General features: G+C 70.5%; 15 protein-coding genes and 1 pseudogene. 8 read left to right on the top strand and 8 right to left on the bottom strand.

The features are described from left to right. The first annotated feature begins 32 nt into the window (after window positions 1–32). On the top strand, window positions 33–800 hold the full coding sequence (locus AB0H62_RS34545; protein ID WP_220243981.1) for an SGNH/GDSL hydrolase family protein: 768 nt from the start codon (window positions 33–35) through the stop codon (window positions 798–800). 699 nt (window positions 801–1,499) lie between these two features. Here AB0H62_RS34545 and AB0H62_RS34540 read toward each other — a convergent pair. From AB0H62_RS34540 to AB0H62_RS34525, 4 genes are all read right to left on the bottom strand, one after another. Next, the gene (locus AB0H62_RS34540; RefSeq protein ID WP_360590745.1) at window positions 1,500–1,979 is read right to left on the bottom strand and encodes a hypothetical protein; all 480 of its coding nucleotides are present in this window, start codon (window positions 1,977–1,979) and stop codon (window positions 1,500–1,502) included. A gap of 37 nt (window positions 1,980–2,016) precedes the next feature. Beyond that, complete coding sequence (locus AB0H62_RS34535; protein ID WP_360590743.1) at window positions 2,017–3,150, bottom strand: homoserine O-acetyltransferase; 1,134 nt, start codon at window positions 3,148–3,150, stop codon at window positions 2,017–2,019. Beyond that, window positions 3,147–4,454: a bifunctional o-acetylhomoserine/o-acetylserine sulfhydrylase gene (locus AB0H62_RS34530; protein WP_220243984.1), complete on the bottom strand. Its 1,308-nt coding sequence runs from the start codon at window positions 4,452–4,454 to the stop codon at window positions 3,147–3,149. The genes AB0H62_RS34535 and AB0H62_RS34530 overlap by 4 nt, the downstream gene beginning before the upstream one ends. Before the next feature lie 171 nt (window positions 4,455–4,625). Beyond that, the gene (locus tag AB0H62_RS34525) at window positions 4,626–5,012 is read right to left on the bottom strand and encodes a VOC family protein (protein WP_360590741.1); all 387 of its coding nucleotides are present in this window, start codon (window positions 5,010–5,012) and stop codon (window positions 4,626–4,628) included. A gap of 85 nt (window positions 5,013–5,097) precedes the next feature. On the opposite strand from AB0H62_RS34525, the gene AB0H62_RS34520 reads away from it, so the two are divergent. Then, window positions 5,098–6,657 (top strand): helix-turn-helix domain-containing protein, encoded by a 1,560-nt coding sequence (locus AB0H62_RS34520; RefSeq protein WP_360590921.1) that lies wholly within the window; start codon window positions 5,098–5,100, stop codon window positions 6,655–6,657. A 424-nt stretch (window positions 6,658–7,081) separates the two neighbouring features. On the opposite strand, the gene AB0H62_RS34515 is transcribed toward AB0H62_RS34520, so the two are convergent. Further along, window positions 7,082–7,528 (bottom strand): pyridoxamine 5'-phosphate oxidase family protein, encoded by a 447-nt coding sequence (locus AB0H62_RS34515; RefSeq protein WP_360590739.1) that lies wholly within the window; start codon window positions 7,526–7,528, stop codon window positions 7,082–7,084. Beyond that, on the bottom strand, window positions 7,525–8,466 hold the full coding sequence (locus AB0H62_RS34510) for a zinc-binding dehydrogenase (protein ID WP_360590737.1): 942 nt from the start codon (window positions 8,464–8,466) through the stop codon (window positions 7,525–7,527). The genes AB0H62_RS34515 and AB0H62_RS34510 overlap by 4 nt, the downstream gene beginning before the upstream one ends. Before the next feature lie 185 nt (window positions 8,467–8,651). Between AB0H62_RS34510 and ald the strand changes: the two genes are divergently transcribed. The 3 genes from ald (at window position 8,652) to AB0H62_RS34495 (ending at window position 14,824) form a co-directional block, all read left to right on the top strand. Next, window positions 8,652–9,767 (top strand): alanine dehydrogenase, encoded by a 1,116-nt coding sequence (gene ald, locus AB0H62_RS34505; RefSeq protein WP_360590919.1) that lies wholly within the window; start codon window positions 8,652–8,654, stop codon window positions 9,765–9,767. A 593-nt stretch (window positions 9,768–10,360) separates the two neighbouring features. After that, window positions 10,361–14,122, top strand: coding sequence for an ABC transporter ATP-binding protein (locus AB0H62_RS34500; protein ID WP_220243989.1), 3,762 nt, complete (start codon window positions 10,361–10,363; stop codon window positions 14,120–14,122). A 54-nt stretch (window positions 14,123–14,176) separates the two neighbouring features. Then, window positions 14,177–14,824 (top strand): DUF4291 domain-containing protein, encoded by a 648-nt coding sequence (locus tag AB0H62_RS34495; protein ID WP_220243990.1) that lies wholly within the window; start codon window positions 14,177–14,179, stop codon window positions 14,822–14,824. On the opposite strand, the gene AB0H62_RS34490 is transcribed toward AB0H62_RS34495, so the two are convergent. After that, on the bottom strand, window positions 14,821–15,093 hold the full coding sequence (locus AB0H62_RS34490) for a hypothetical protein (protein WP_220243991.1): 273 nt from the start codon (window positions 15,091–15,093) through the stop codon (window positions 14,821–14,823). The genes AB0H62_RS34495 and AB0H62_RS34490 overlap by 4 nt on opposite strands. A gap of 322 nt (window positions 15,094–15,415) precedes the next feature. Here AB0H62_RS34490 and AB0H62_RS34485 point away from each other — a divergent pair, with 322 nt between their 5' ends. Then, window positions 15,416–19,147, top strand: a complete 3,732-nt coding sequence (locus tag AB0H62_RS34485; RefSeq protein WP_220243992.1) for a multifunctional oxoglutarate decarboxylase/oxoglutarate dehydrogenase thiamine pyrophosphate-binding subunit/dihydrolipoyllysine-residue succinyltransferase subunit — start codon at window positions 15,416–15,418, stop codon at window positions 19,145–19,147. A gap of 126 nt (window positions 19,148–19,273) precedes the next feature. Further along, complete coding sequence (gene map, locus AB0H62_RS34480; protein WP_354864627.1) at window positions 19,274–20,071, top strand: type I methionyl aminopeptidase; 798 nt, start codon at window positions 19,274–19,276, stop codon at window positions 20,069–20,071. A gap of 32 nt (window positions 20,072–20,103) precedes the next feature. On the opposite strand, the pseudogene AB0H62_RS34475 reads toward map, so the two are convergent. Next, a pseudogene (locus AB0H62_RS34475) lies at window positions 20,104–21,306 on the bottom strand (S8 family peptidase); the annotation flags it as partial. 176 nt (window positions 21,307–21,482) lie between these two features. Between AB0H62_RS34475 and AB0H62_RS34470 the strand changes: the two are divergent. Further along, entirely contained in the window at window positions 21,483–22,001 is a 519-nt protein-coding gene (locus AB0H62_RS34470; protein WP_220243995.1) for an N-acetyltransferase, read from the top strand. The last annotated feature ends 282 nt before the right edge of the window (window positions 22,002–22,283 follow it).

Genomic DNA, 22,283 nt, shown 5'->3' with positions numbered 1-22,283 from the left:
CCGCTCGTCCCACCTCACGTACGTTCCTCCGGATGTGTGCGGCCCTGGGGGTCGCTGTTCTCGCTTCACTCGGCCTGGTGAGCACCGCCAACGCCGCCACCAGCTACGTCGCGCTCGGCGACTCCTACTCCTCCGGGGTGGGCGCCGGGAGCTACGGCAGCTCGGGCAGCTGCAAACGCAGCGCCAACGCCTACGGCCAACTGTGGGCCAACGCCCACGCCGGCACGTCGTTCACCTTCCTCGCGTGCTCGGGCGCGAAGACCGGCGACGTGCTCAACCAGATCAACTCGATGCCCTCGGGCGCCTCCCTGGTCACCCTGACCGTGGGCGGCAACGACGCGGGCTTCACCGACGTGATCACCACCTGCACCCTCAACAGCGACTCGACCTGCACCGCCCGGGTCAACACCGCCAAGACCTACGTGCAGAACACCCTCCCGGGCCTGCTCGACAACGTCTACCGCGCCGTGAAGTCCAAGGCGCCCAACGCGAAGCTCGTGGTGCTGTCGTACCCGCGCTTCTACACCGTGCCGGGCTCTTGCAGCGTCGGCCTGAGCGACACGAAGCGCTCCGCGATCAACTCCGGCGCGGACACACTGGCCTCGGTGCTGGCTTCCCGCGCCGCGGCCGCGGGTGCCCAGTTCGTGGACGTGCGCTCGGCTTTCGTGGGGCACAACATCTGCTCGTCGGCCAGCGACTACCTCCACAGCCTCACCTGGCCGGTGGACGAGTCCTACCACCCGACGGCGGCTGGGCAGCGTGGCGGGTACTACAACCCGTTGACGTCGGCGATCGGCTGATCTGCGGTTTTTGGTGATACGGAAGGGGCGTCCCTTGGTGGGGCGCCCCTTTCTTGTTGTGGTTGCTGTGATCGGCTGCGGTCGGAGTCGGGGTGTCCGGTTCACCGGGTTGTGCGTTTTTGCTGTCGGTCTGATCAACTGCGTTTCGCGGCTCGCTGAGGATGGCCCGACTCACCGGCGCGCGGCTTGTTCGCCGCGGCGGCATCGACCTCGGCTCATCGAGGTGGTGCGTCGCGGTCCACTAAAGAGTGCTGTGAACAACTTGGGCTGGGCACGGCGCACTGTGGACAACTCCGGCTGAGCACAGGGTTTTGTCGCCGGGCGCCGATAGAATGGATCATGGGCGGCCCCCTTGGGGAGGGTGGGCTCTGCCGTCGCGCGGGGGTTGTACCGGAGCGATGGGTGGATAGGTGTCTCGCAACGCGAGGATTTCGCCCGGGCGCGAGCGAACCAGCCGACAGCCCCGCCGCGGCCCGAACCTTGCCACCTGCATCGCGGCAGCCGTGCCGAGGCCTGAACCTTGCCGGCTCGGGCAGACGGCCCCACCCGAGCGCAGGTGTCCTGGCGAGCGAGCGTTCTGAACCTTGCCGGCTCGGCCAGACGGCCCCACCCGAGCGCCGGTGTCCTGGCGAGTGAGCATCTGCCGTGGCGCGAGAGGTCCGTACGGCTGGTGCATCGCGGCACGGGTGCGCCGATGTGTCACAGGTAGGAGCCGATCAGGCAGGACCAGGGCGTGCGGTCGTCGGCCCACAGTGCCTCGCCGTCGTGGAGGAGGGCGTGGGCCGGGCGGGCGGTGCCGGGGACCGGCGGCAGGCCGATGCGGAGGTGCTCGACCACGAAGTCCTGCAGGCGGTCCGCGGCGGCGGCCAGGCGGGAGGCTGCGGGTCCGTCCGGGATCCCGAAGCCGACGGAACTGCCGTCCGGGACGGAGCCGGTGACGGTGACGGTGACCATCGAGTCGCGAAGGTGGGCGGTCCAGGTGAGGCCGGTCAGCCAAGCCTGGTGTGAAGCGGAGTCGGTGGAGTGGGCGAAGTCGCGCAGAATCGGGTGCAGGTCCAGGGAGACCGGCGGGCCAGGCTCGGCCCCGAGCCCACCGGCGAAGCCAACCGACCCAACCGGGTCGACTAGTTCAGCCGGACCGTAGGTGATCTCCAAGCGTGAGGTGAAGGCGTCGTCCACCACCCCAGCGTGCCTCGGATCGCCGCCCCACACCCGGTCAACCCAGCAAGGACTTCACCAAAGCCGCGATCTGCCCGGTCTCGATCAAAAACGAATCATGCCCATACGGCGACGAAACCACCGCCGCCTCACCACCGACGCCCTCCGCGATCTCCACCGACTGGTACAGCGGATAAAGCCGGTCGCTGTCCACGCCGGCGACCACGGTCCGCGCCCGGACCCGGGACAGAGCCGAACCCACCCCACCACGGTCACGGCCCACGTCGTGGGTGTTCATGGACTCCGTGAGGACCACGTAAGAGCCCGCGTCGAAGCGGCGCACCAGCTTGTCGGCGTGGTGGTCCAAATAGGACTCCACGGCGAAGCGGCCGCGGCGAAGCGGGTCCTCCGAACCCTGCGGCCGGCGGTCGAAGCGTTGCGCCAGTTCGGGTTCGCTGCGGTAGGTCACGTGGGCGATCCGGCGGGCAACGCCGAGACCGGCGTGCGGGCCCTCGCCCGGCGCCAGCGAGTAGTAGTCACCGCCGTGCCAGCCCGGGTCGGAGCGGATGGCGTGCAGCTGCGGCGCGGCCCAGGCGATCTGCTCGGCCGACGCGCGGGCCGTCGAAGCGAGAACCAGGACGGACGCCACCCGATCGGGCAAAGTTACCGCCCATTCGAGGGCCCGCATGCCGCCCATCGAGCCGCCGACGACGCCTGCCCAGCGGTCGATGCCGAGCGCGTCGGCGAGCGCCGCCTCGGTCGCCACCTGGTCCCGCACGGTGACGGCCGGGAAGCGGCTGCCGTAAACCCGACCGTCGGGATCGGGGGACGACGGGCCCGTGGAGCCCTGGCAGCCGCCGAGCACGTTGGGCGCCACCACGAACAGCGAGTCCGTGTCCAGTGCCTTGCCGGGCCCGACGAGGCCGTCCCACCAGCCCGCGCTGGGGTGGCCGGGCTCGGCGGGGCCGGCGAGGTGACTGTCGCCGGTCAGGGCGTGCTCGACGAGGACCGCGTTGGAACCGTCGGAATTGAGCGTGCCCCACGTCTCGTACGCGAGGGTGTAGGACGGCAGCGACCCACCTGCCTCCAGCGACAGCGCGCCGGGACCGGTGAACCACTGCCGCCTGCCGGGTGGGTCCCCTGCCCGCCACGCACCGGTGACGGGCAGGGGATGCGCACCGGAATCCGTCACAGTTCCGCCTTGGCGGCGCGGAAGCCCGCCTCGAGGTCGGCCTTGAGGTCCTCGATGCCCTCGAGCCCCACGGCGAGCCGCACCAGGCCCGGCGTGACGCCGCTCGTGAGCTGCTCCTCGGGGTTGAGCTGGCTGTGCGTGGTCGACGCCGGGTGCACGATCAGGCTGCGCACGTCGCCGATGTTCACCAGTTGGCTGTGCAGCTCCGTGCCGTCCACGAACTTGCGGCCGGCCTCGACGCCGCCGCGCAGGTCGAACGACAGCACCGCGCCCGCGCCGCGCGGCAGGTACTTCTGCGCGGCCGCGTAGAACTTGCTCGACGGGAGACCGGCGTAGTACACGGTCTCGACCTCGTCGCGCTGCTCCAGCCACTCCGCAAGCGCTTGCGCGTTCGCGACGTGGCGCTCGAGCCGCAGCGACAGCGTCTCGATGCCCTGCAGGATCAGGAAGCTGTTGAGCGGCGAGATGGCCGCGCCGGTGTCACGCAGGATCTGCACGCGCGCCTTCGCCGCGTACGCGCCGGGGCCGAGAGCTTCCCAGTACTTGAGACCGTGGTAGCTCGGATCGGGCTCGGAGAAGCCCGGGAAGCGCGACGGGTCCTTGCCGAAGTCGAACGTGCCGCCATCCACGAGCACGCCCGCCACCGTGGTGCCGTGGCCGCCGAGGTACTTCGTGGCCGAGTGCACGACGACGTCGGCGCCGTGCTCGATCGGGCGCAGCAGAAACGGCGTGGGCACGGTGTTGTCGACGATCAGCGGTACGCCGGACTCGTGGGCGACGTCGGCGACAGTGCGGATGTCGAGCACGTTGCTGCCCGGGTTGGCCAACGTCTCGGCGAAGAACGCCTTCGTGTTGGGCCGCACGGCCGCGCGCCACTGCTCGGGGTCGTCCTGGTCGTCGACGAACGTGACCTCGATGCCGAGCTTCGGCAGCGTGTAGTGGAACAGGTTGTAGGTGCCGCCATACAGCGACGGGCTGGACACGAAGTGGTCGCCCGCGCCGGCCAGCGTGAGGATCGCCGCGGTGGTGGCCGCCGAGCCGGAGGCGAACGCGAGCGCCGCGACGCCGCCTTCGAGAGCGGCCAGGCGCTGCTCCAGCACGTCCTGCGTCGGGTTCATGATGCGCGTGTAGATGTTGCCGGGCTCGGCCAGGCTGAACAGGTCTGCACCGTGCTGCGTGTCGCGGAAGACGTACGACGTGGTCTGGTAGATCGGCGTCGCGCGGGCGCCGGTCGCTGGGTCCGGTGCCGCGCCGGCGTGGATCTGCTTGGTCTCGAAGGACCAGGCCGAGGTGTCTTCCGGCATCAGTTTCTCCTTGCGGCTCAAAGGGATCGGCTCCTCGGACGAAGCTAGCTCCCCTGAACGGCCCACCCAAGGGCTCCCACGGGCTGGGAGTACTCCGTCAACCTACCGTGCAAGTCGATCACCCGAGCGGGTGCCCGCGCGCGCCCGTTCGGGTGACCGTCCATAACGGACTCAGTCACGCTGTTGCAGCGCGAACCGGTTGCCCTCGGAGTCGGTGAACATCGCCCACCAGCCCCACGGCTGCCGCTGGGGCTTCGCGGGGAAATCCACGCCTCGCTCCGACAGCTCTTGGCAGGTATTCACGATGTCGTCGGCGTGGAAGAAGACGTTCGACGTCGGCAGCTCGTCGCGGCCCTCGAAGTGCCGCCGGTCCTCCGGCGCCGCGCTCAGCACCAGGATCGTGCCGTCGGGCGCGGTGACCTCGATCCAGCGGTTGCCCTGGTCGTCGTAGGGCACGTCGGTGGTCACGGTGAACCCGACGGTGTCCGCCCAGAACGCCTTCGCCCGCGCCTGGTCCTCGACGCCGACGACGACCTTGCCCACACCCACGATGGCCATCGTCATCCTCTCCGGCGGCTGCCCGGTTCCGTCGAAGGCTACCCGCGCCGAGCGCCGCGAACGCGTCTCGGCGAGGATGTATCACGTGGTCTCGGTGCGCAGCGTGGTCGACCGGGTGGGGCCGACGTTGCTCCACGCGCTCCAGCTGCCCGACGACTGCCCGGCGGCGGGCGACGTGGTGATCGCCGAGCCCGGCGTGCCCACGGGCATCGCGGCGGGCGACCTCGTGCTGGGCGTCGCCACGGTGGATCCGGCCGACGCGGCCGAACTGCTGCGCGTGAGCGCCGCGCAGGGCGCCGCCGCGGTCCTGCTGAAACCACCGCTGGCGGCCAAACCCACCGTGCGCCGCGCGGCGAAATCCGCCGGAATCGCGCTCATCCAGGTCCACTCTGCGACGTCGTGGGCCCAGCTCGTGTGGCTGCTGCGCACGGTCCTCGACGCGCTCGGCGACGAATCGGAGTCCCTCGAGGACGGCGGCGACCCCGGTTCAGGCGATCTGTTCCGGCTCGCCGACGCGGTGGCGTCCGTGGTCGACGCGCCCGTGACCATCGAGGACACGAACTCGCGCGTGCTCGCCTACTCCGCGCGCCAGGACCTCACCGACCCCGCGCGCGTCGCCACGATCATGGGCCGCCGGATCCCCGACGACGTGCTCGCGCGGTTCCGTTCGCGCGGCGTGTTCCGCGAGCTCTCGCGCGGGCGGCAGACGATCTTCGTGCCCGCCCAGCGCGACGGCACGCTGCCACGGCTGATCGTGCCCATCCGGATGGGCGGCGAGCTGCTGGGGTCGATGTGGGCCGTCGTCGCGGGGCCGGTTTCCGAAGAACGCGCGGCCGCCTTCGCCGACGCGGCACCGGTGGTCGCGCTGCACCTGCTTCGGCGCCGCGCGCACACGGACGCGCAGCGCCGCGCGTCGGCCGAACTGCTGCGGGCCGTCCTCGAAGGCCACCCCGGCCAGCGGCGCGTGGTGGCCGAGCTGGACCTGTCCGACGAGCCCCACCGCGTCGTCGCGATCGAGGTCACCGGCGGCGACGGCCGCGACGCCGAGGGCCTGCGCCTGGCGCTACTCGAACGCATCTCCCAGGGCATCGGCCGCCGCCCCGTCGCCACTGAACTCGGCGGCCTGCTCTACGCGGTGGTCCCCGACGGCGGCGCCTGGGCCGAACTGCGCGACGCACTGGCCGCGCAACCCGCCTCCCGCCGCGGCGGTATCCCCCGCGCCGCCGCCGGCGCCCCCGTGGCCGTCTCCGCGCTGGCTACTTCTCGCACGCAGGCCGACGAAGCACTGGGCCTGCTGCGCGCCGGCTTGGTCGAGGGACGCGTCGTCGCGTACGAGGACGCCTGGACTTCGCTGGTGCTGCACCGCGCCGCCACGGGCTCGGCCACCGCGCGCGTCGCGGACCTCGGCCCGCTCGGCCTGCTGCGCGCCCACGACGAAACCACAAAAGCCGGCTACGTCGACACGCTCTACGAATGGCTCCGCCACCCCGGCGACCCCCGCGCGGCCGCCGCGGAGCTGCGCATCCACCCGAACACGTTGCGGTACCGCATGAAACGCCTGCTGGACCTCGTGCCGCTCGATCTGGATGATCCTGATGTGCGGCTGGCTTTGCTTACGCAGCTGGTGGCTCTGCGGTGGAGTTGACTTTCGAGAGGTCTTTCCTGCGAAGGGTTTCCGGCGTCAGTCGGATTCAGACGGTGCCGCGTTTGGTCTCGTTCAGGTAGGAATCGCGGGGCCGACCGCTGCTCGTCAGGCCCTGGGTACCGCACCAGTTTCCGCTGCCCGCGCGGCACGTCGAACGCCAAGACCTCCGCGGGACCGTTCGGGACAGCCAATTGGCGGGTTTGGTTGTCTGGTTGTCCACCGGGAGGTCGTCTTCGGCGGAGTTGTCCACAGATTGCGCTGCAGCCGTTTTTCGAGGCCTGGTGGCGATAGGATGGAACAGGGACGTCTCCCCGGTGGAGGGTGGGGGCCTGTCTGGTGGGGCCGGGGTCTGGCGCAATGCGCTGAACCAGGCCCGACGCGTCTCGCATCGAACGCTACGACCCCGATGTGCGGCTGGCTTTGCTTATACAGCTGGCGGCTCTGCAGCGGCGTTGACTTCGTAGGAAAGGTCTTTCGCACGAAGGGTTTCCGGCGTCAGATGAACCCAGACCGTGCCGCGCTCGGCCTCGTTCAGGTAGGCCCGGAATCGCGGATCCCACCGCTGCTCGTCAGGCCCTAGGTACCGCACCAGCTTCCGCCGCCCGCGAGGCACGTCGAAAGCCACGACCGCCGCGGGACCGCTCGCGACGACCTGGCGCACCAGGCCGGTCGCGAGGTCGCAAACGTCGACCGTCAGGGCGAGCCGTGGCGAAGCGCGGACGTGGGCGGGCAGGTGGGACCACGGGCCGCTGAGGATCCAGAACGTGTGGTCCTCCCAGAGGTACCAGGTCGGGCGCACGGTGGGACCGTCAGTGGCGACGCGTGCGGTGAGCGGCTGCGCGAGGAACTCGTCGACGTCGAAGGGTGTCACGCGACCAGCAGCGTCTTGCCAAAAGTGCCGCGCGCTTCCATCGCCGCGTGCGCGTCGGCGGCCGCTGCGAGCGGAAACCGTTGCCCGATCACAGGAGTGAGGTGGCCGGACGAAGCCGCGTGGAGGGCGGACACCGTGAAGGCACGCAGCGCGGCCGCGTCGCCGAGGGAGCGGATCACCGTGACGCCGCGAACGCGAGCGTCCTCTTCGGACACTTCTGCCCACGCGCCGCTCGCGAGTCCGTACACCGCCATGCGGCCGCCGGGACGCAGCAGGGAAAACGCCGTCGTGCCGATGGAACCGCCCACCCCGTCGAAGACCACGTCGAGCGGTCCGACCACCGAAGCCCAGTCGGCAGCCGTGTAGTCCACCGCCACGTCCGCGCCGAGTTCCCTGGCGCGCGCGAGTTTTTCAGCGCTGCCGGCCGCCGCGACGACGATGGCGCCGGCCGCCTTCGCGAGCTGCACCAGCAGGCTGCCGACGCCACCGGCGGCAGCCTCGACGAGCACGCGGTCGCCCGGCGCCACTGCCGCGGTGTGGACGAGCCCGGTGGCCGTCCGGCCGTCGGCGAGCAACGCGACCGCGGCGTCGAGCGAAAGTGCGTCGGGCACCGGGAAGACCAGGGCCGCGTCGACCACCGCGCGCTGGGCGTAGCCGCCGCTGCCGCCGGTCGACGTCACCACCCGCCGGCCCACGAGCGCCAGGTCAACGCCGTCGCCGACCTTGCTGATCACGCCGCCGACGCCGTTGCCGGGGATCATCGGCAGCTCCGCCGCGGAAGGGCCGAAGCCTGACGCCCGGAACTGCGTCTCCACGAACGTCACGTTCACGAACGCCACCTCGACCAGCACCTGGCCCGGCCCCGGGACCGGGTCGGGCGCCTCCCCCGCCACCAGCACCTCGGGTCCGCCGAACTCCCTCAACCACACCGCACGCATGCACGCCCTCCTCCATGACCAGGTGCGACAGCCAACAACCTCGAGCGCGGTCGAGGTCAAGCTATTTGTGCCCGTGGCACCATGAAATGGCGAAAGAACTGTTCTGCGCGCATGATGACACCGCCGTCCGGGTGCATCACCGTGAGTGGCAGCACCTCGAACCAATCCGCCGCCTGGAGGCCGCCGTGCGTATCGCCGTTCCCCGTGAGATCAAGAAGCACGAGTACCGGGTCGCCCTGACCCCGGCCGGCGTGCACGAGCTGGTGGGGCGTGGTCACGACGTGTTCGTCGAGACCGGCGCCGGGGTGGGTTCGTCGATCAGCGACGAGGAGTACGTGGCCGCCGGCGCGAAGGTGCTCGCCACCGCCGACGAGACGTGGGCCGAGGGCGAAGTGGTGCTCAAGGTGAAGGAGCCCATCGCCGCGGAATACCCGCGGCTGCGCAAGGACCTGGTGCTGTTCACCTACCTCCACATCGCGGCCGACCGGCCCCTGACCGACGCCCTGCTGGCGGCGGGCACCACTGCGATCGCGTACGAGACGGTGCAGACGGCCACTGGCGCCCTGCCCCTGCTCGCACCGATGTCCGAGGTCGCCGGCCGGCTGGCGCCGCAGGTGGGCGCGTACTCCCTGATGAAGCCGAGCGGCGGCCGCGGCGTGCTGCCCGGCGGCATCCCCGGCGTGCACCCGGCGCGGGTCGTGGTGATCGGCGGCGGAGTCGCGGGCATCAACGCCGCCCGCGTGGCACTGGGCCTGGGCTCGGACGTCGAGATCCTGGACACGAACGTCGACCGCCTGCGCCAGATCGACAACGACTTCGGCGGCCGCATCCGCACGGTCACCTCCAACCGCCTGTCGGTCGAGGAGTCCGTGCTGGAGGCCGACCTCGTGATCGGCGCCGTGCTCGTGCCGGGTGCGAAGGCCCCGAAGCTGGTCTCCAACGACCTCGTCTCGCGCATGAAGCCGGGCTCGGTGCTGGTCGACATCGCCATCGACCAGGGCGGCTGCTTCGCCGACTCGCGCCCGACCACGCACGACGACCCGACCTACCGCGTCCACGAGTCGGTGTTCTACTGCGTCGCCAACATGCCGGGCGCGGTCCCGCGGACCTCGACCTACGGTCTCACCAACGTGACGCTGCCCTACGCCGTGCAGCTCGCCGAGCGCGGCTGGCACGCGGCCCTGAACGCCGACGCGTCGCTCGCCAGGGGCCTCAACACCCACGACGGCGCCCTCACCAACGAGCCCGTCGCCACCGCGCACGGCCTGCCGCACACGCCCCTGGCGACCGCCCTGGCGTGACCTTTCCGAACCACCTGGCGCCTCGATGGGCCTCCGCGAACCAGCGGGGGCCCCTCGTGTTTCTTTCGGGCACCGCGCGGCGACCGAAGAGGAGCCCCTGGCCGGAGCGACGTTCGTCACGCTGCGCGTCCCGTTCAGCGGTACCCATTCGGCGATCGAAGTGCCCGTGACGAGGGGTTTCATGATCCTGAACGTGCTTCTTCACCGGTTGCGGGCTCACTCTGTGAAGAAGTAATCGATGTTCGTTGAAGACCCCGAGGAGCGAACTCGCCACTTATTACCTAAGCTGGTACTCGGCGGCCCGCTCCCAGTGACCCCCAGGCTGGTTGAGCGGGTCGCCCCTTCTTCCCCTTCCTGTTCGCACTTCGTGCTCCCCTGGACGGCGCGATGTATTGCCCGGGGGCCGAGCCCCCGGAGCCCCGCGGTGCGATCGGTGACCGACCCAGTGTGGTTGAGGTGGGCCGCGATGTGTTGCGGCACAAGCGCTTTTCTTTGCCGACCCGCGGTCGTGCGGCGGCGGCTGAAGGGGTGAAGGGACCCGTCACCCCTTCAAAGCGGAATAAAAAGTCGGTCCCCGTGCCTAGATTGAGAACGTGACCACCACTGCGACGCGTGCGCGTCAAGACCGCCCGGCTGCTGAGACGCCGGCTCCTCCCGTTGGCTGGGTCCGACGGCTCTCGGCCGCGTGCTGGGAGCACCGGGGCGTCGTCGTGCTCGCGATGGCCGCGGCGATCCTGTCCGTGGGCGTGCAGGCGGCGAGCCCGCTGCTCGTGCGCGCAGCTGTCGACGACGCGGTGGCCGGGCACACCGCGGGCCTCGGCGGCATCGCGGCCGCGCTGGTCACGCTGCAGGTGGTGGCGTTCGGCTCAGCGTTCCTGCGCCGCTACGTCGGCGGCCGGCTCGCGCTCGACGTGCAACACGACCTGCGCAACCGCGTGTTCGGCTCCGTCTCGCGGCTCGACGGCGGCAAGCAGGACGCGCTGCGCACCGGCCAGGTGGTCTCGCGGGCGATCTCCGACCTGCAGCTCGTGACCGGGCTGCTGATGCAGGTGCCGCTGTCGGCGGGGTCGGTGATCTTCGCCCTGCTCGCGCTGGGGGCGATGCTGTGGATGTCGCCGCTGCTCACGCTGATCGCGCTGGTGGTGGCGCCGGCCGTCGGCATCATCGTCACGTTGAGCCGCAAACGGCTCTTCCCGGCCACGTGGTCGGCGCAGCAGCGCGCGGCCGACGTGGCGCAGCAGGTGGAGGAGACCGTCACCGGCGTGCGCGTGGTGAAGGGCTTCGGCCAGGAGTCGCGTGAGGTCTCGCGGCTGGAACGCACGGCGCGGCGGTTGTTCGCCGAGCGGCTGCGCGCGGCCAGGCTGTCCGCGGTGCCCACGGCCACGACCACCGCGCTGCCGGCCGCGGGTCAGGTCGCGGTGCTCGCGATCGGCGGCGTCCTGGCGTTGAACGGCCAGATCAGCCTCGGCACTTTCCTCGCGTTCGCCACCTACCTCGCCACGCTGATCGGGCCCGCACGGATGCTGTCCGGCCTGGTGGTGCAGGCGCAGCTCACGCGCGCGGGCGCCGAGCGCGTGTACGAGCTCATCGACGCACAGCCCGACGTGGTGGACCGCCCCGACGCGCGGCCGCTGCCCGAGGGCCCGCTCGGCGTCGAGCTGGAAGACGTGAAGTTCGGCTACACCCGCAGCGAGCCGGTGCTCGACGGCCTCACGCTCACTGCTCGGCCCGGCGAGACGCTCGCGCTCGTCGGCACGGCGGGATCGGGCAAGTCGACGATCTCGCTCCTGCTGCCGCGGTTCTACGACGCGCACGCCGGCGTGGTCCGCATCGGCGGCCTCGACGTGCGCGATGTTCCGCTCAAACAGCTGCGGCAGGCGATCGGCGTGGTGTTCGAGGAGGCGTTCCTGTTCTCCTCGTCGGTGCGCGACAACATCGCCTACGGGCGGCCCGACGCGAGCGATGAAGAGGTGTACGCGGCGGCGCGCGCGGCCGAGGCCGACGAGTTCATCCGCGCCCTGCCCCACGGCTACGACACGGAGGTCGGCGAGCGCGGCCTCACGCTCTCGGGCGGGCAGCGCCAGCGCCTGGGCCTCGCGCGGGCGCTGATGACCGACCCGCGCGTGCTGATCCTGGACGACGCGACGTCGGCGATCGACACCGTCACCGAGGCCGCGATCCACGACACGCTGCGCTCGGTCACGGCCTCGCGCACCACCTTGCTCATCGCGCACCGCCGTTCCACGCTGCAGCTCGCCGACCGGATCGCCGTGCTCGACCAGGGCAAGGTCGTCGACGTCGGCACGGAGGAGGAGCTGCAGGCGCGCTGCCCGCTGTTCCGCGAACTCGTGGCGGGCCCAGGCGACGACGTCGAGAAGCCGCACCGCTGCGAGGGCCTCGAGCCCGACGCCAGCGGCGTCACGCCGGTGTTGTGGCCACGCGACGACCGCGACGAGGTCGACGCGCTCGCCGAAGCCGCCGCCGCACGCGGGGGCACACCGGGCGGTGGAACCGGTTTCGTCGGGGGCGGCGGTGCGGGAGCCGACGTACCGCCGACGCCGGAGCTGCTGGAGGGCGTGCGCAAGCTGCCGCCCGCCGACGACCGGCCACGACTGTCCGATGTGGACATCACAGCCGCCGACCCGGGGTTCCGGCTTTCGCGGCTGCTGCGGCCCGTGCGGTGGCCGCTGGTCGCGGTGATCGCGCTGGTGGCGGCCGACGCGCTGGCGTCGCTGGCGCTGCCCGCGCTGTACCAGCGAGGGGTGGACCACGGCGTGCAGCCGGGTGTCGTCAGCGTGATCTGGCTGATGGCGGGCATCGGCGCGCTCGTGGTCGCGGCCGACTGGTTCGTGGTGCGCGGCCAGACGCGGCTCACCGCGCGCGTCGGCGAGACGGTGCTGTACTCGCTGCGCGTGCGCAGCTACGCGCACCTGCAGCGGCTCGGGCTCGACTACTACGAGCGTGAGCTGTCCGGGAAGATCATGACCCGGATGACCACGGACGTCGACGCGTTGTCCACGTTCCTGCAGACCGGCCTCGCCACCGCCGTGGTGAGCGTGCTGACGCTGGTGGGCATCACCGTCGCGCTGCTGGTCACCGACGCGTCACTGGCGTTGTACGCGCTTGCCCTGCTGCCCATTCTGCTGGTGTCGACGGTGATCTTCCGAAGGGTCGCTTCGCGCGCGTATTCCGAAGCGCGCGAGAAGGTCAGCGTGGTCAACGCCGACCTGCAGGAGAACGTGAGCGGTCTGCGGGTCGCCCAGGCGTACACGCGCGAAGAGCGTTCGGCGGAGGCGTTCGCTTCGCGCAGCGACGCGTACCGGCGCTCGCGGCTGCGGGCGCAGCGCTACGTCGCCACGTACTTCCCGCTGGTGGCGCTGATGTCGGACCTGGCGACCACCACGGTGCTCGTGGTCGGCGCCAACCGCGTGGCCGCGGGCACGCTGGAGGCGGGCGTGCTGCTCGGGTTCCTGCTGTACCTGCAACAGTTCTTCTCGCCGATCCAGCAGCTGTCGGCGGTGTTCGACGGCTACCAGCAGGCGGCCGTCGGCCTGGCCCGCATCGGCGACCTGCTGCGCACGCCGACGTCGGTGCCGCCCGCCGCGCACCCGATCGCGCTGCCGGAGCACCTGAGCGGCGAGGTGACGTTCAAGGACGTCGACTTCTCCTACACGGGCGCCGAGCAGCCGGCGCTGGAGAAGCTGTCGCTGGACGTGGCGCCAGGCGAGACCGTGGCGCTGGTCGGCGCGACGGGCGCGGGCAAGTCCACGGCGGTGAAGCTGGTGGCGCGCTACTACGACGCCACGGGCGGCGCGGTGCTGATCGACGGCGTCGACGTCCGCGAGTACGACCTGGCCGGCCTGCGCGCCCGCATGGGCGTCGTGCCGCAGGAGGCGCACCTGTTCTCCGGCACCGTCGCCGACAACGTCCGCTACGGCCGCCCCGGCGCGACCGACGCGGAGGTCGAGGCGGCCGTCCGCTCGGTCGGCGCGCTCGACGGCGTCGCCGCCCTGCCCGCCGGCTTCCTCCAGCCCGTCGGCGAACGCGGCCGGTCGCTGTCCGCCGGCCAGCGCCAGCTCGTCGCGCTCGCCCGCGCCGAGCTCGTGAACCCCGACGTCCTGCTGCTCGACGAGGCCACCGCCGCCCTCGACCCCTCCACCGAGGCGGCCGTCCTGCGCGCCACCGAACACCTCGCGCGCCGCCGCACCACCTTCGTCGTCGCGCACCGCCTGGCCACCGCCGCGAAGGCCGACCGCATCGTCGTCCTCGCCCACGGCCGCATCATCGAACAGGGCACCCACGCCGAACTCCTGGCGGCCGGCGGCCACTACGCCCGCTTGTGGTCCCTCGGCTGACGTCGGCGGAAAAGCCTTCGCCAGGCACCGGCGCACGACACGAGAATCAGGAGGGTGTTCGAAGAGACGGTATTCGAAGAGGCCAGGGTCCCGGCCCATCAGATCCGCGCGCGCCACGACGACCGGACGATCCGCGTCTACCAGGCGTACTCACCGGAGATCGCCGACGCGGCGCTGGCGGCGGGCACGTTCGTGGCGCCGTTCAAGCGGGAGCGGATGACGTGGATCAAGCCGTCGTTCACGTGGATGGGCTACCGCTGCGGATGGGCGACCAAGCCCGGCCAGGAGCGCGCGCTGGCGTTGGACCTGACGCGCGAGGGCTTCGCCTGGGTGCTCGCCCACGCGGCGCTGAGCCACTTCGACCCGCGGGTGCACCGCGACGAGGCAGCGTGGAAGGCCGCGATGCGGACCAGCCCGGTCCGCGTGCAGTGGGACCCCGAGCGCGACGTGCACCACCGGCCGCTGCCGCACCGCTCGATCCAGCTCGGGCTGAGCGGCGAGGCCGTGGACCGGTACGTGGGCGAGTGGATCACCGCGGTCACCGACGTCACGCCGGTCATGCGCGCCATCCGTGAGCACCTCGCGAACGGACGCGTCACCGAAGCGCGGGCGCTGCTGCCGGCCGAGCCGCCGTACCCGTTGTCCGCCGAGTTGGCCGAGGCCGTGGATGCGACCAAGGAGAACGCGACCGAAGAGAATTAGGGCAGCTCACGCCAGGCCAGCTCGCCCCACCCGGCCGACGTGACCTCCGCCTCGGAGGCCCAGCGGACCGTGCCCGGGCGGACGTGGCTGTCCTGGTCGATGGACCAGTCGGGTTCGCAGGGTGCGACGTGCTCGAAGTCGTCGATGCCGGCGGGGGTGTGCCAGACCACACCGCAGGAGTCGCACATGAGGACGACCTTGCCGTTCTCGACGACCAGGGGGCGGATGAGCCCCTGGTCCCAGAACGAGGGACATTCGACGAGCCACATCGTGCTGCACCACCTCGGAGCGCCAGGGCGGCCGCACAGCCGACGTGGGCCGCATCCTTCCGACAGTGCACCGGGTGGGCGTGAACGCGTGCGGGCGCCTCGGCGAAGGAGGCACCAACGTTGCCCGAAATGGTCGTGACCGGCGAATCTCCTCTACCTCAAACGTCCGCTCCTCGGGACACTTGATCGAGTCAGTGATCGATCCCCTAGTGCGCCAGGCCTCACAGAGGGCGGTTCCATCACACGGCCGTCACAGAGGGGGTTAGCCTGGTAGACGCATTAGCACAGACAAGATCGAGACGGATAGAGGCGAGCCCAAGCCGTGTCCAGCAGCAGCCCTGCGTCACAGTTCGGCCCTAACGAGTGGCTGGTCGAGGAAATGTACGACCAGTTCCTCGCGGACCCTTCCTCAGTCGATGCCGCCTGGCACGACTTCTTCGCAGACTTCAAGCCGACGCAGACGGCACAGGCGAAGGCCGACAGTGCGCGCCAGAGCGCGGCCACCACTGCGGCCAGCGGAAACGGCCACGCGACCGAACCGTCCGCCAAGGCGGTCCAGAACGCCGAGTCGGCCGCCCGGCAGACGGCGCCGACCAAGCCGGCCGCGGCCCCCGCGCCGGCCCCGGCCCCGAAGAGCGCGCCCGCGAAGCCGGCTCCGAAGGCCGCCGAGAAGGCGCCCGCCGCCACGCCGGCGGCGAAGGAAGAGCCGGAGACCAAGCAGCTGCGCGGCGCTGCCGCGGCGATCGCGAAGAACATGGACGCGTCGCTGACGGTGCCCACCGCGACCAGCGTGCGCGCCGTCCCGGCGAAGCTGATGGCGGACAACCGCATCGTCATCAACAACCACCTCAACCGCACCCGCGGCGGCAAGATCTCCTTCACGCACCTCATCGGCTACGCCATGGTGCGGGCGCTGAAGGACTTCCCGAACATGAACCGGCACTACCAGCTGATCGACGGGAAGCCGTTCTCGGTCACGCCGGAACACGTGAACTTCGGCCTCGCCATCGACATGAAGGGCAAGGAGGGTGCGCGCACCCTCGTCGTGGCCTCGGTCAAGGGTGTCGAGGACATGTCGTTCCTGCAGTTCTGGCAGGCCTACGAGGACGTGATCAAGAAGGCCCGCAACAACAAGCTCACCGCCGACGACTTCGCCGGCACCACCATCTCGCTGACCAACCCGGGCGGCATCGGCACCAACCACTCGGTGCCGCGCCTGTCGGCCGGCCAGGGCGCGATCATCGGCGTCGGCGCCATGCAGTACCCGGCGGCGTTCGAGGGCACGAGCGAGAAGACGCTGGTCGACCTGGCCGTCAGCAAGATCATGACGCTGACGTCCACCTACGACCACCGCATCATCCAGGGCGCCGAGTCGGGCGAGTACCTCAAGCGCATCCACGAGCTGCTGCTCGGCGGCGACGGCTTCTACGACGACGTCTTCACCAGCCTGCGCCTGCCGTACGAGCCGATCCGCTGGGTCGCCGACATCCCCGAGGGCCCGGTCGACAAGACCGCCCGCGTGATCGAGCTGATCGACGCGTTCCGCACGCGCGGCCACCTGATGGCCGACACGGACCCGCTTAACTACCGCCAGCGCAGCCACGTCGACCTCGACGTCATCTCCCACGGCCTCACCCTCTGGGACCTCGACCGCGAGTTCCCGGTCGGCGGCTTCTCCGGCCAGGAGCGCATGACCCTGCGCGACATCCTGGGCGTGCTGCGCAACTCGTACTGCCGCACCGTCGGCATCGAGTACACGCACATCCTCGACCCCGAGGAGCGGCGCTGGATCCAGGACCGCGTGGAGATCCCGCACGAGAAGCCGGACTCCACCGTCCAGAAGTACGTGCTGTCGAAGCTCAACGCCGCCGAGGCGTTCGAGACCTTCCTGCAGACGAAGTACGTCGGCCAGAAGCGCTTCTCGCTGGAAGGCGGCGAGACGGCGATCCCGCTGCTCGACACGCTGCTGGACAAGGCCGCCGAGCACGAGCTCGACGAGGTCGTGATCGGCATGCCGCACCGCGGCCGCCTCAACGTGCTGGCCAATATCGTCGGCAAGCCGATCAGCCAGATCTTCCAGGAGTTCGAGGGCAACCTCGACCCGGGCCAGGCCCACGGCTCCGGCGACGTGAAGTACCACCTCGGCGCCGAGGGCAAGTACTTCCGGATGTTCGGCGACGGCGAGACGAAGGTGTCGCTGGCCTCGAACCCGTCGCACCTCGAGACGGTCGACCCGGTGCTCGAGGGCATCGTCCGCGCCAAGCAGGACATCCTCGACAAGGGCGACAGTGCTACCGGCGGCTACTCGGTACTGCCCGTCCTGATGCACGGCGACGCGGCCTTCGCGGGCCAGGGTGTCGTGGCCGAGACCCTGAACCTCGCGCTGCTGCGCGGCTACCGCACCGGCGGCACCGTGCACGTGATCGTGAACAACCAGGTCGGCTTCACCACCGCGCCGGAGCACTCGCGCTCGTCGCAGTACGCCACCGACGTCGCGAAGATGATCGGCTCGCCGATCTTCCACGTGAACGGCGACGACCCGGAAGCCGCCCACTGGGTGGCCAAGCTGGCCGTGGAGTACCGCCAGGCGTTCCACAAGGACGTGGTCATCGACCTGATCTGCTACCGCCGCCGCGGCCACAACGAGGGCGACGACCCCTCGATGACGCAGCCGGCGATGTACGACATCATCGACACCAAGCGCTCGGTCCGGAAGACCTACACCGAGTCGCTGATCGGCCGCGGGGACATCTCCGTCGAAGAGGCCGAAGCCGCGCTGCGCGACTTCTCCAGCCAGCTGGAGCACGTCTTCAACGAGGTGCGCGAGCTCGAGAAGCACCCGGCGAAGGCGAGCCCCTCGGTCGAGGAAGAGCAGCAGGTGCCGGCGAAGGTCACCACTGCCGTCTCGCAGGAGGTCGTGGAGCGGATCGGCGACGCGTTCGTCAACGTCCCCGAGGGCTTCACCCCGCACCCGCGCGTGAAGCCGGTCATGGAGCGCCGCCACAAGATGTCGCGCGAAGGCGACGTCGACTGGGCGTTCGGCGAGCTGCTCGCGTTCGGCTCCCTGGCGATGGAGGGCCGCCTGGTGCGACTGTCCGGCCAGGACTCGCGCCGCGGCACGTTCACGCAGCGGCACTCGGTGTTCATCGACCGCAAGACCGGCCAGGAGTACTCGCCGCTGCAGAACCTGGCCGAGGGCCAGGGCCGCGTGATGATCTACGACTCGGCGCTGTCGGAGTACGCGGCCGTCGGCTTCGAGTACGGCTACGCCGTGGCGAACCCCGAGTCGCTGGTCATGTGGGAAGCGCAGTTCGGTGACTTCGTCAACGGCGCGCAGACCGTGATCGACGAGTACATCTCCTCGGGCGAGGCCAAGTGGGGCCAGCGCTCCGACGTCGTGCTGCTGCTGCCGCACGGCCACGAGGGCCAGGGCCCGGACCACACGTCCGGGCGCATCGAGCGCTTCCTCTCGCTGTGCGCCGAGGGCTCGATGACCGTCGCCGTGCCGTCGACCCCGGCGAACTACTTCCACCTGCTGCGCCGCCACGCCCTCGACGGCATCCAGCGTCCGCTGGTGGTCTTCACGCCGAAGTCGATGCTGCGCAACAAGGCCGCGACGTCGGCGGTCGACGACTTCACCGGCCAGAGCCGGTTCATGTCCGTCATCGACGACACCACCCAGAACCCCGACGGCGTCCGCAAGGTGCTGCTGACCTCGGGCAAGCTCTACTGGGAGCTGGTGGCCGAGCGCAACAAGCGCGAGGCGAACGACGTCGCGATCGTGCGCATCGAGCAGTACTACCCGCTGCCGAGGCGCAAGTTGCTCGCCGCCATCGAGCGCTACAGCAACGCGACGCAGATCGCGTGGGTCCAGGAGGAGCCGGAGAACCAGGGCGCGTGGCCGTTCTTCGGTCTCAACCTGCCGCGGAAGTTCCCGGAGGTCTTCGCCGGCCTGCAGGTCGTCTCGCGCCGCCCGATGGCCGCGCCGTCGGCGGGTTCGTCGAAGGTGCACGAGGTGGAGCAGAAGGCGCTGATCGCGAAGGCGTTCGACTGATCGCTGGTTTTCTCCGGAGGCCACCACGGTTCGCCCGTGGTGGCCTCCGGCCGTTTGGTGGTATTTCTATACCGGCCAGTGTTAAGGTGGCGGTATAACTATACCTTTTGTGCTGCGAGGTTTTTCGTGATCGAACTGAAGACGCCTGCGGAGATCGACCGCATGCACGTGACCGGCCGCTTCGTCGCGGAGGTCCTCACCGAGGTCGGCCGGCTCGCCGACGTGGGCGTCAACCTGCTGGACCTCGAGCACCACGCGCGCGGCATGATCAAGCGGCGCGGGGCGGAGTCGTGCTACTGGGACTACGCGCCTTCGTTCGGCGAGGGGCCGTTCCGCAACGTCATCTGCCTTTCGGTCAACGACGCGGTCCTGCACGGCCTGCCTCACGACTACGTACTACGCGACGGCGACGTGCTCACCGCGGACCTCGCGGTCAGCATCGACGGCTGGGTCGCCGACTCGGCGCGCACGGTCATCGTCGGGGCTCCGGCCGAGGAGGACCTGCGGATCATCCGGGCCACGGAGGAAGCGCTGGAGGCGGCGATTTCGGCGGCTCTGCCAGGCAACCGCCTTGGCGACATCTCCGCGGCGATCTACGCGGTGGCCGGCTCTCATGGCTACCCGGTCAACACGGAGTTCGGCGGCCACGGCATCGGCCGCACCATGCACGAGGACCTGCACGTCTCGAACAAGGGCACGGCGGGGCGCGGCTTGAAACTGCGCCCGGGTCTGACGCTCGCGCTGGAGCCTTGGTTCGCGCGCACGACGGACCGCATCGTGTACGACCCCGACGGCTGGACGATCCGCTCGGCCGACGGCTCCCGGACGGCGCATTCCGAGCACACGGTGGCCGTCACGGAGGATGGGCCGTTGGTGCTTACGCGACGTGAGTCAGAGGTTTCTGCTGCCACGTCGAAGGGTTGACCCCGGCAGGCAACACGTCAATCAGGGTCGCCGGTGCCGTCGGTACCGGAGTACACCAGAACGTTCGGCGACTCCGTGCCCGCGTCGGTGATCTCGTCCTTCGTCCCCGCGTCGACCAGCGCGTCGCGGACCTCTTCGGGTGTGGCCGACGGGTGGTCCGCCAGGTACAGCGCGGCGGCGCCGACCACGTGTGGAGTCGCCATCGACGTGCCGCTGATGGTGTTGGTCGCGGTGTCGCTGCCGATCCAGGCGGACGTGATGTCGGACCCCGGCGCGAAGAGGTCGAGGCACGAGCCGGTGTTGGAGAAGGCGGACCTGGCGTCGGTGTCCGTGGTGGCGCCGACGGTGATCGCCTCGGGTACGCGGGCGGGCGAGGCGTCACACGCACTGCCGCCGTAGGAGTTGCCGCCCGCGATGCCATACGTGACACCCGCGGCGATCGAGCGCTGCACGGCCTCGTCCACCACAGTGGACACGGGGCCGCCGAGGCTCATGTTCGCCACGGCCGGCAGCTCGGCGTTCTCGGTGACCCAGTCGATGCCGGCGACGACCTGGTCGAGCGTGCCGCTGCCGGTGCAGTCGAGCACGCGGACCGCCGTCAGGCTGACTTCCTTCGCCACGCCGTAGGTCGTGCCGCCGATCGTGCCGGCCACGTGGGTGCCGTGGCCGTAGCAGTCGGTGGCGTCGGAATCGTTGTCCACAAAGTCGTACCCGGAGACGGCGCGACCGTCGAACTCGGAGTGGGTGAGGTTGATCCCGGTGTCGATCACGTACGCGTGCACGTCGGCCGCCGTCGTGCTGTAGCTGTAGTCCGCGTCCAGCGGCAGTTCACGCTGGTCCACCCGGTCGAGGCCCCACGACGGCGGGTCCGGCTGGTCCGTCATGACGTGGACCACGCGGTTCTGCTCCACAAAGGACACAGCGGGGTCGGCGGCGGTGCGCTTGGCCTGCGTCTCGGACATCGTGCCGGCAAAGCCGCGCAGCGCCTTCGAGAACGTGCGCTCGACCGAGCCGCCGTGGCGGCCGGTGACGTTCTTCGCCGTCGACTCCACCGAGGCGCCGTCCTTGAGCACCACGAGGTAGCTGTCCTTCACCGCACCGGCACCACCCGCACCGACGATCGCGCCCTCCTGCGCGGCCGCCACGCCGCTCCCGAACACGGTGACGGTCGCGATCGAGGCGACACTCCCCAGGATCGTCAGGCTTCTGGTCACTGTTCCCCGAGATTTGCGCACAGTTCGTCCCTCCTCGACCAGCGCGAGCACCAGTTGGCCTGAGGCTAGGTGCGCGGCCCTGCTCGCAGGAAGAAGAGTCGCCTCGGAGGTTTTCACCGCGTTGCGCTGTTCGGACCATTCGCGTGAGCGGAAAAGAGTTTTACCCGTGCACGCGCGGCCAGGAAGAATTCACCCCCATGCTGATCCGCCAAGCCGTTCGCGGCGACGAGACCGCGATCCGCGCCGTGCACACGGCCGCGTTCGCGCAGCCCGGGCTCACCACGGTGCCCGAGGCCGTGCTCGTCGACGGACTGCGGGCGGACGGGGACCTCATCCCCGCGTTGTCGCTGGTCGCCGAGCACAACGGCGAGGTCGCAGGCCACGCGTGCTCGAGCCCGGCTTTGCTCGGGGACGATCCGAAATCCGCGCTGGGCTTCGGGCCGCTCGGGGTGCTGCCGGAGGTTCAGCGCCGCGGGGCGGGGTCGGCGCTCGTGCACGCGACGCTCGCGGCCGCCGATGCGCTCGGGTTCGCACTCGTGGTCCTGCTGGGCGATCCGGGGTACTACCGCAGGTTCGAGTTCGTGCCGGCCGAGCGGCTGGGCATCACACCGCCGGTGCCCGAGTGGGCTCAGCACTTCCAGGCCCGCACGCTGACCGCGTACAAACCGGAAAACCGGGGCGCCTTCCGGTACGCGCCCGCGTTCGAACGACTGTGAAGGGAAGCCGATGACCATCCTCTGGCGACCCACCGGACCGGTGGAGCTGGAGCTCGTGCGGGAGCTCCGGTGGCGCGCGTGGCCGCCGCGGTTGCCGGAGCAGCCGATCTTCTACCCGGTGCTCAACGAGGACTACGCGGTGCGCATCGCGAGGGACTGGAACGTCCGCCACGACGGCGCCGGGTTCGTCACGCGGTTCGAGGTGGAGACGGCGTTCGTGGAGCGCTACCCGGTGCAGCAGGTGGGCGGCGAGACGATCCTCGAGCTGTGGGTGCCGGCCGA

The organism is Amycolatopsis sp. NPDC050768 (assembly GCF_040654155.1).
GTDB lineage: Bacteria > Actinomycetota > Actinomycetes > Mycobacteriales > Pseudonocardiaceae > Amycolatopsis.
This window is presented reverse-complemented; position numbering and strand designations above follow the sequence as displayed.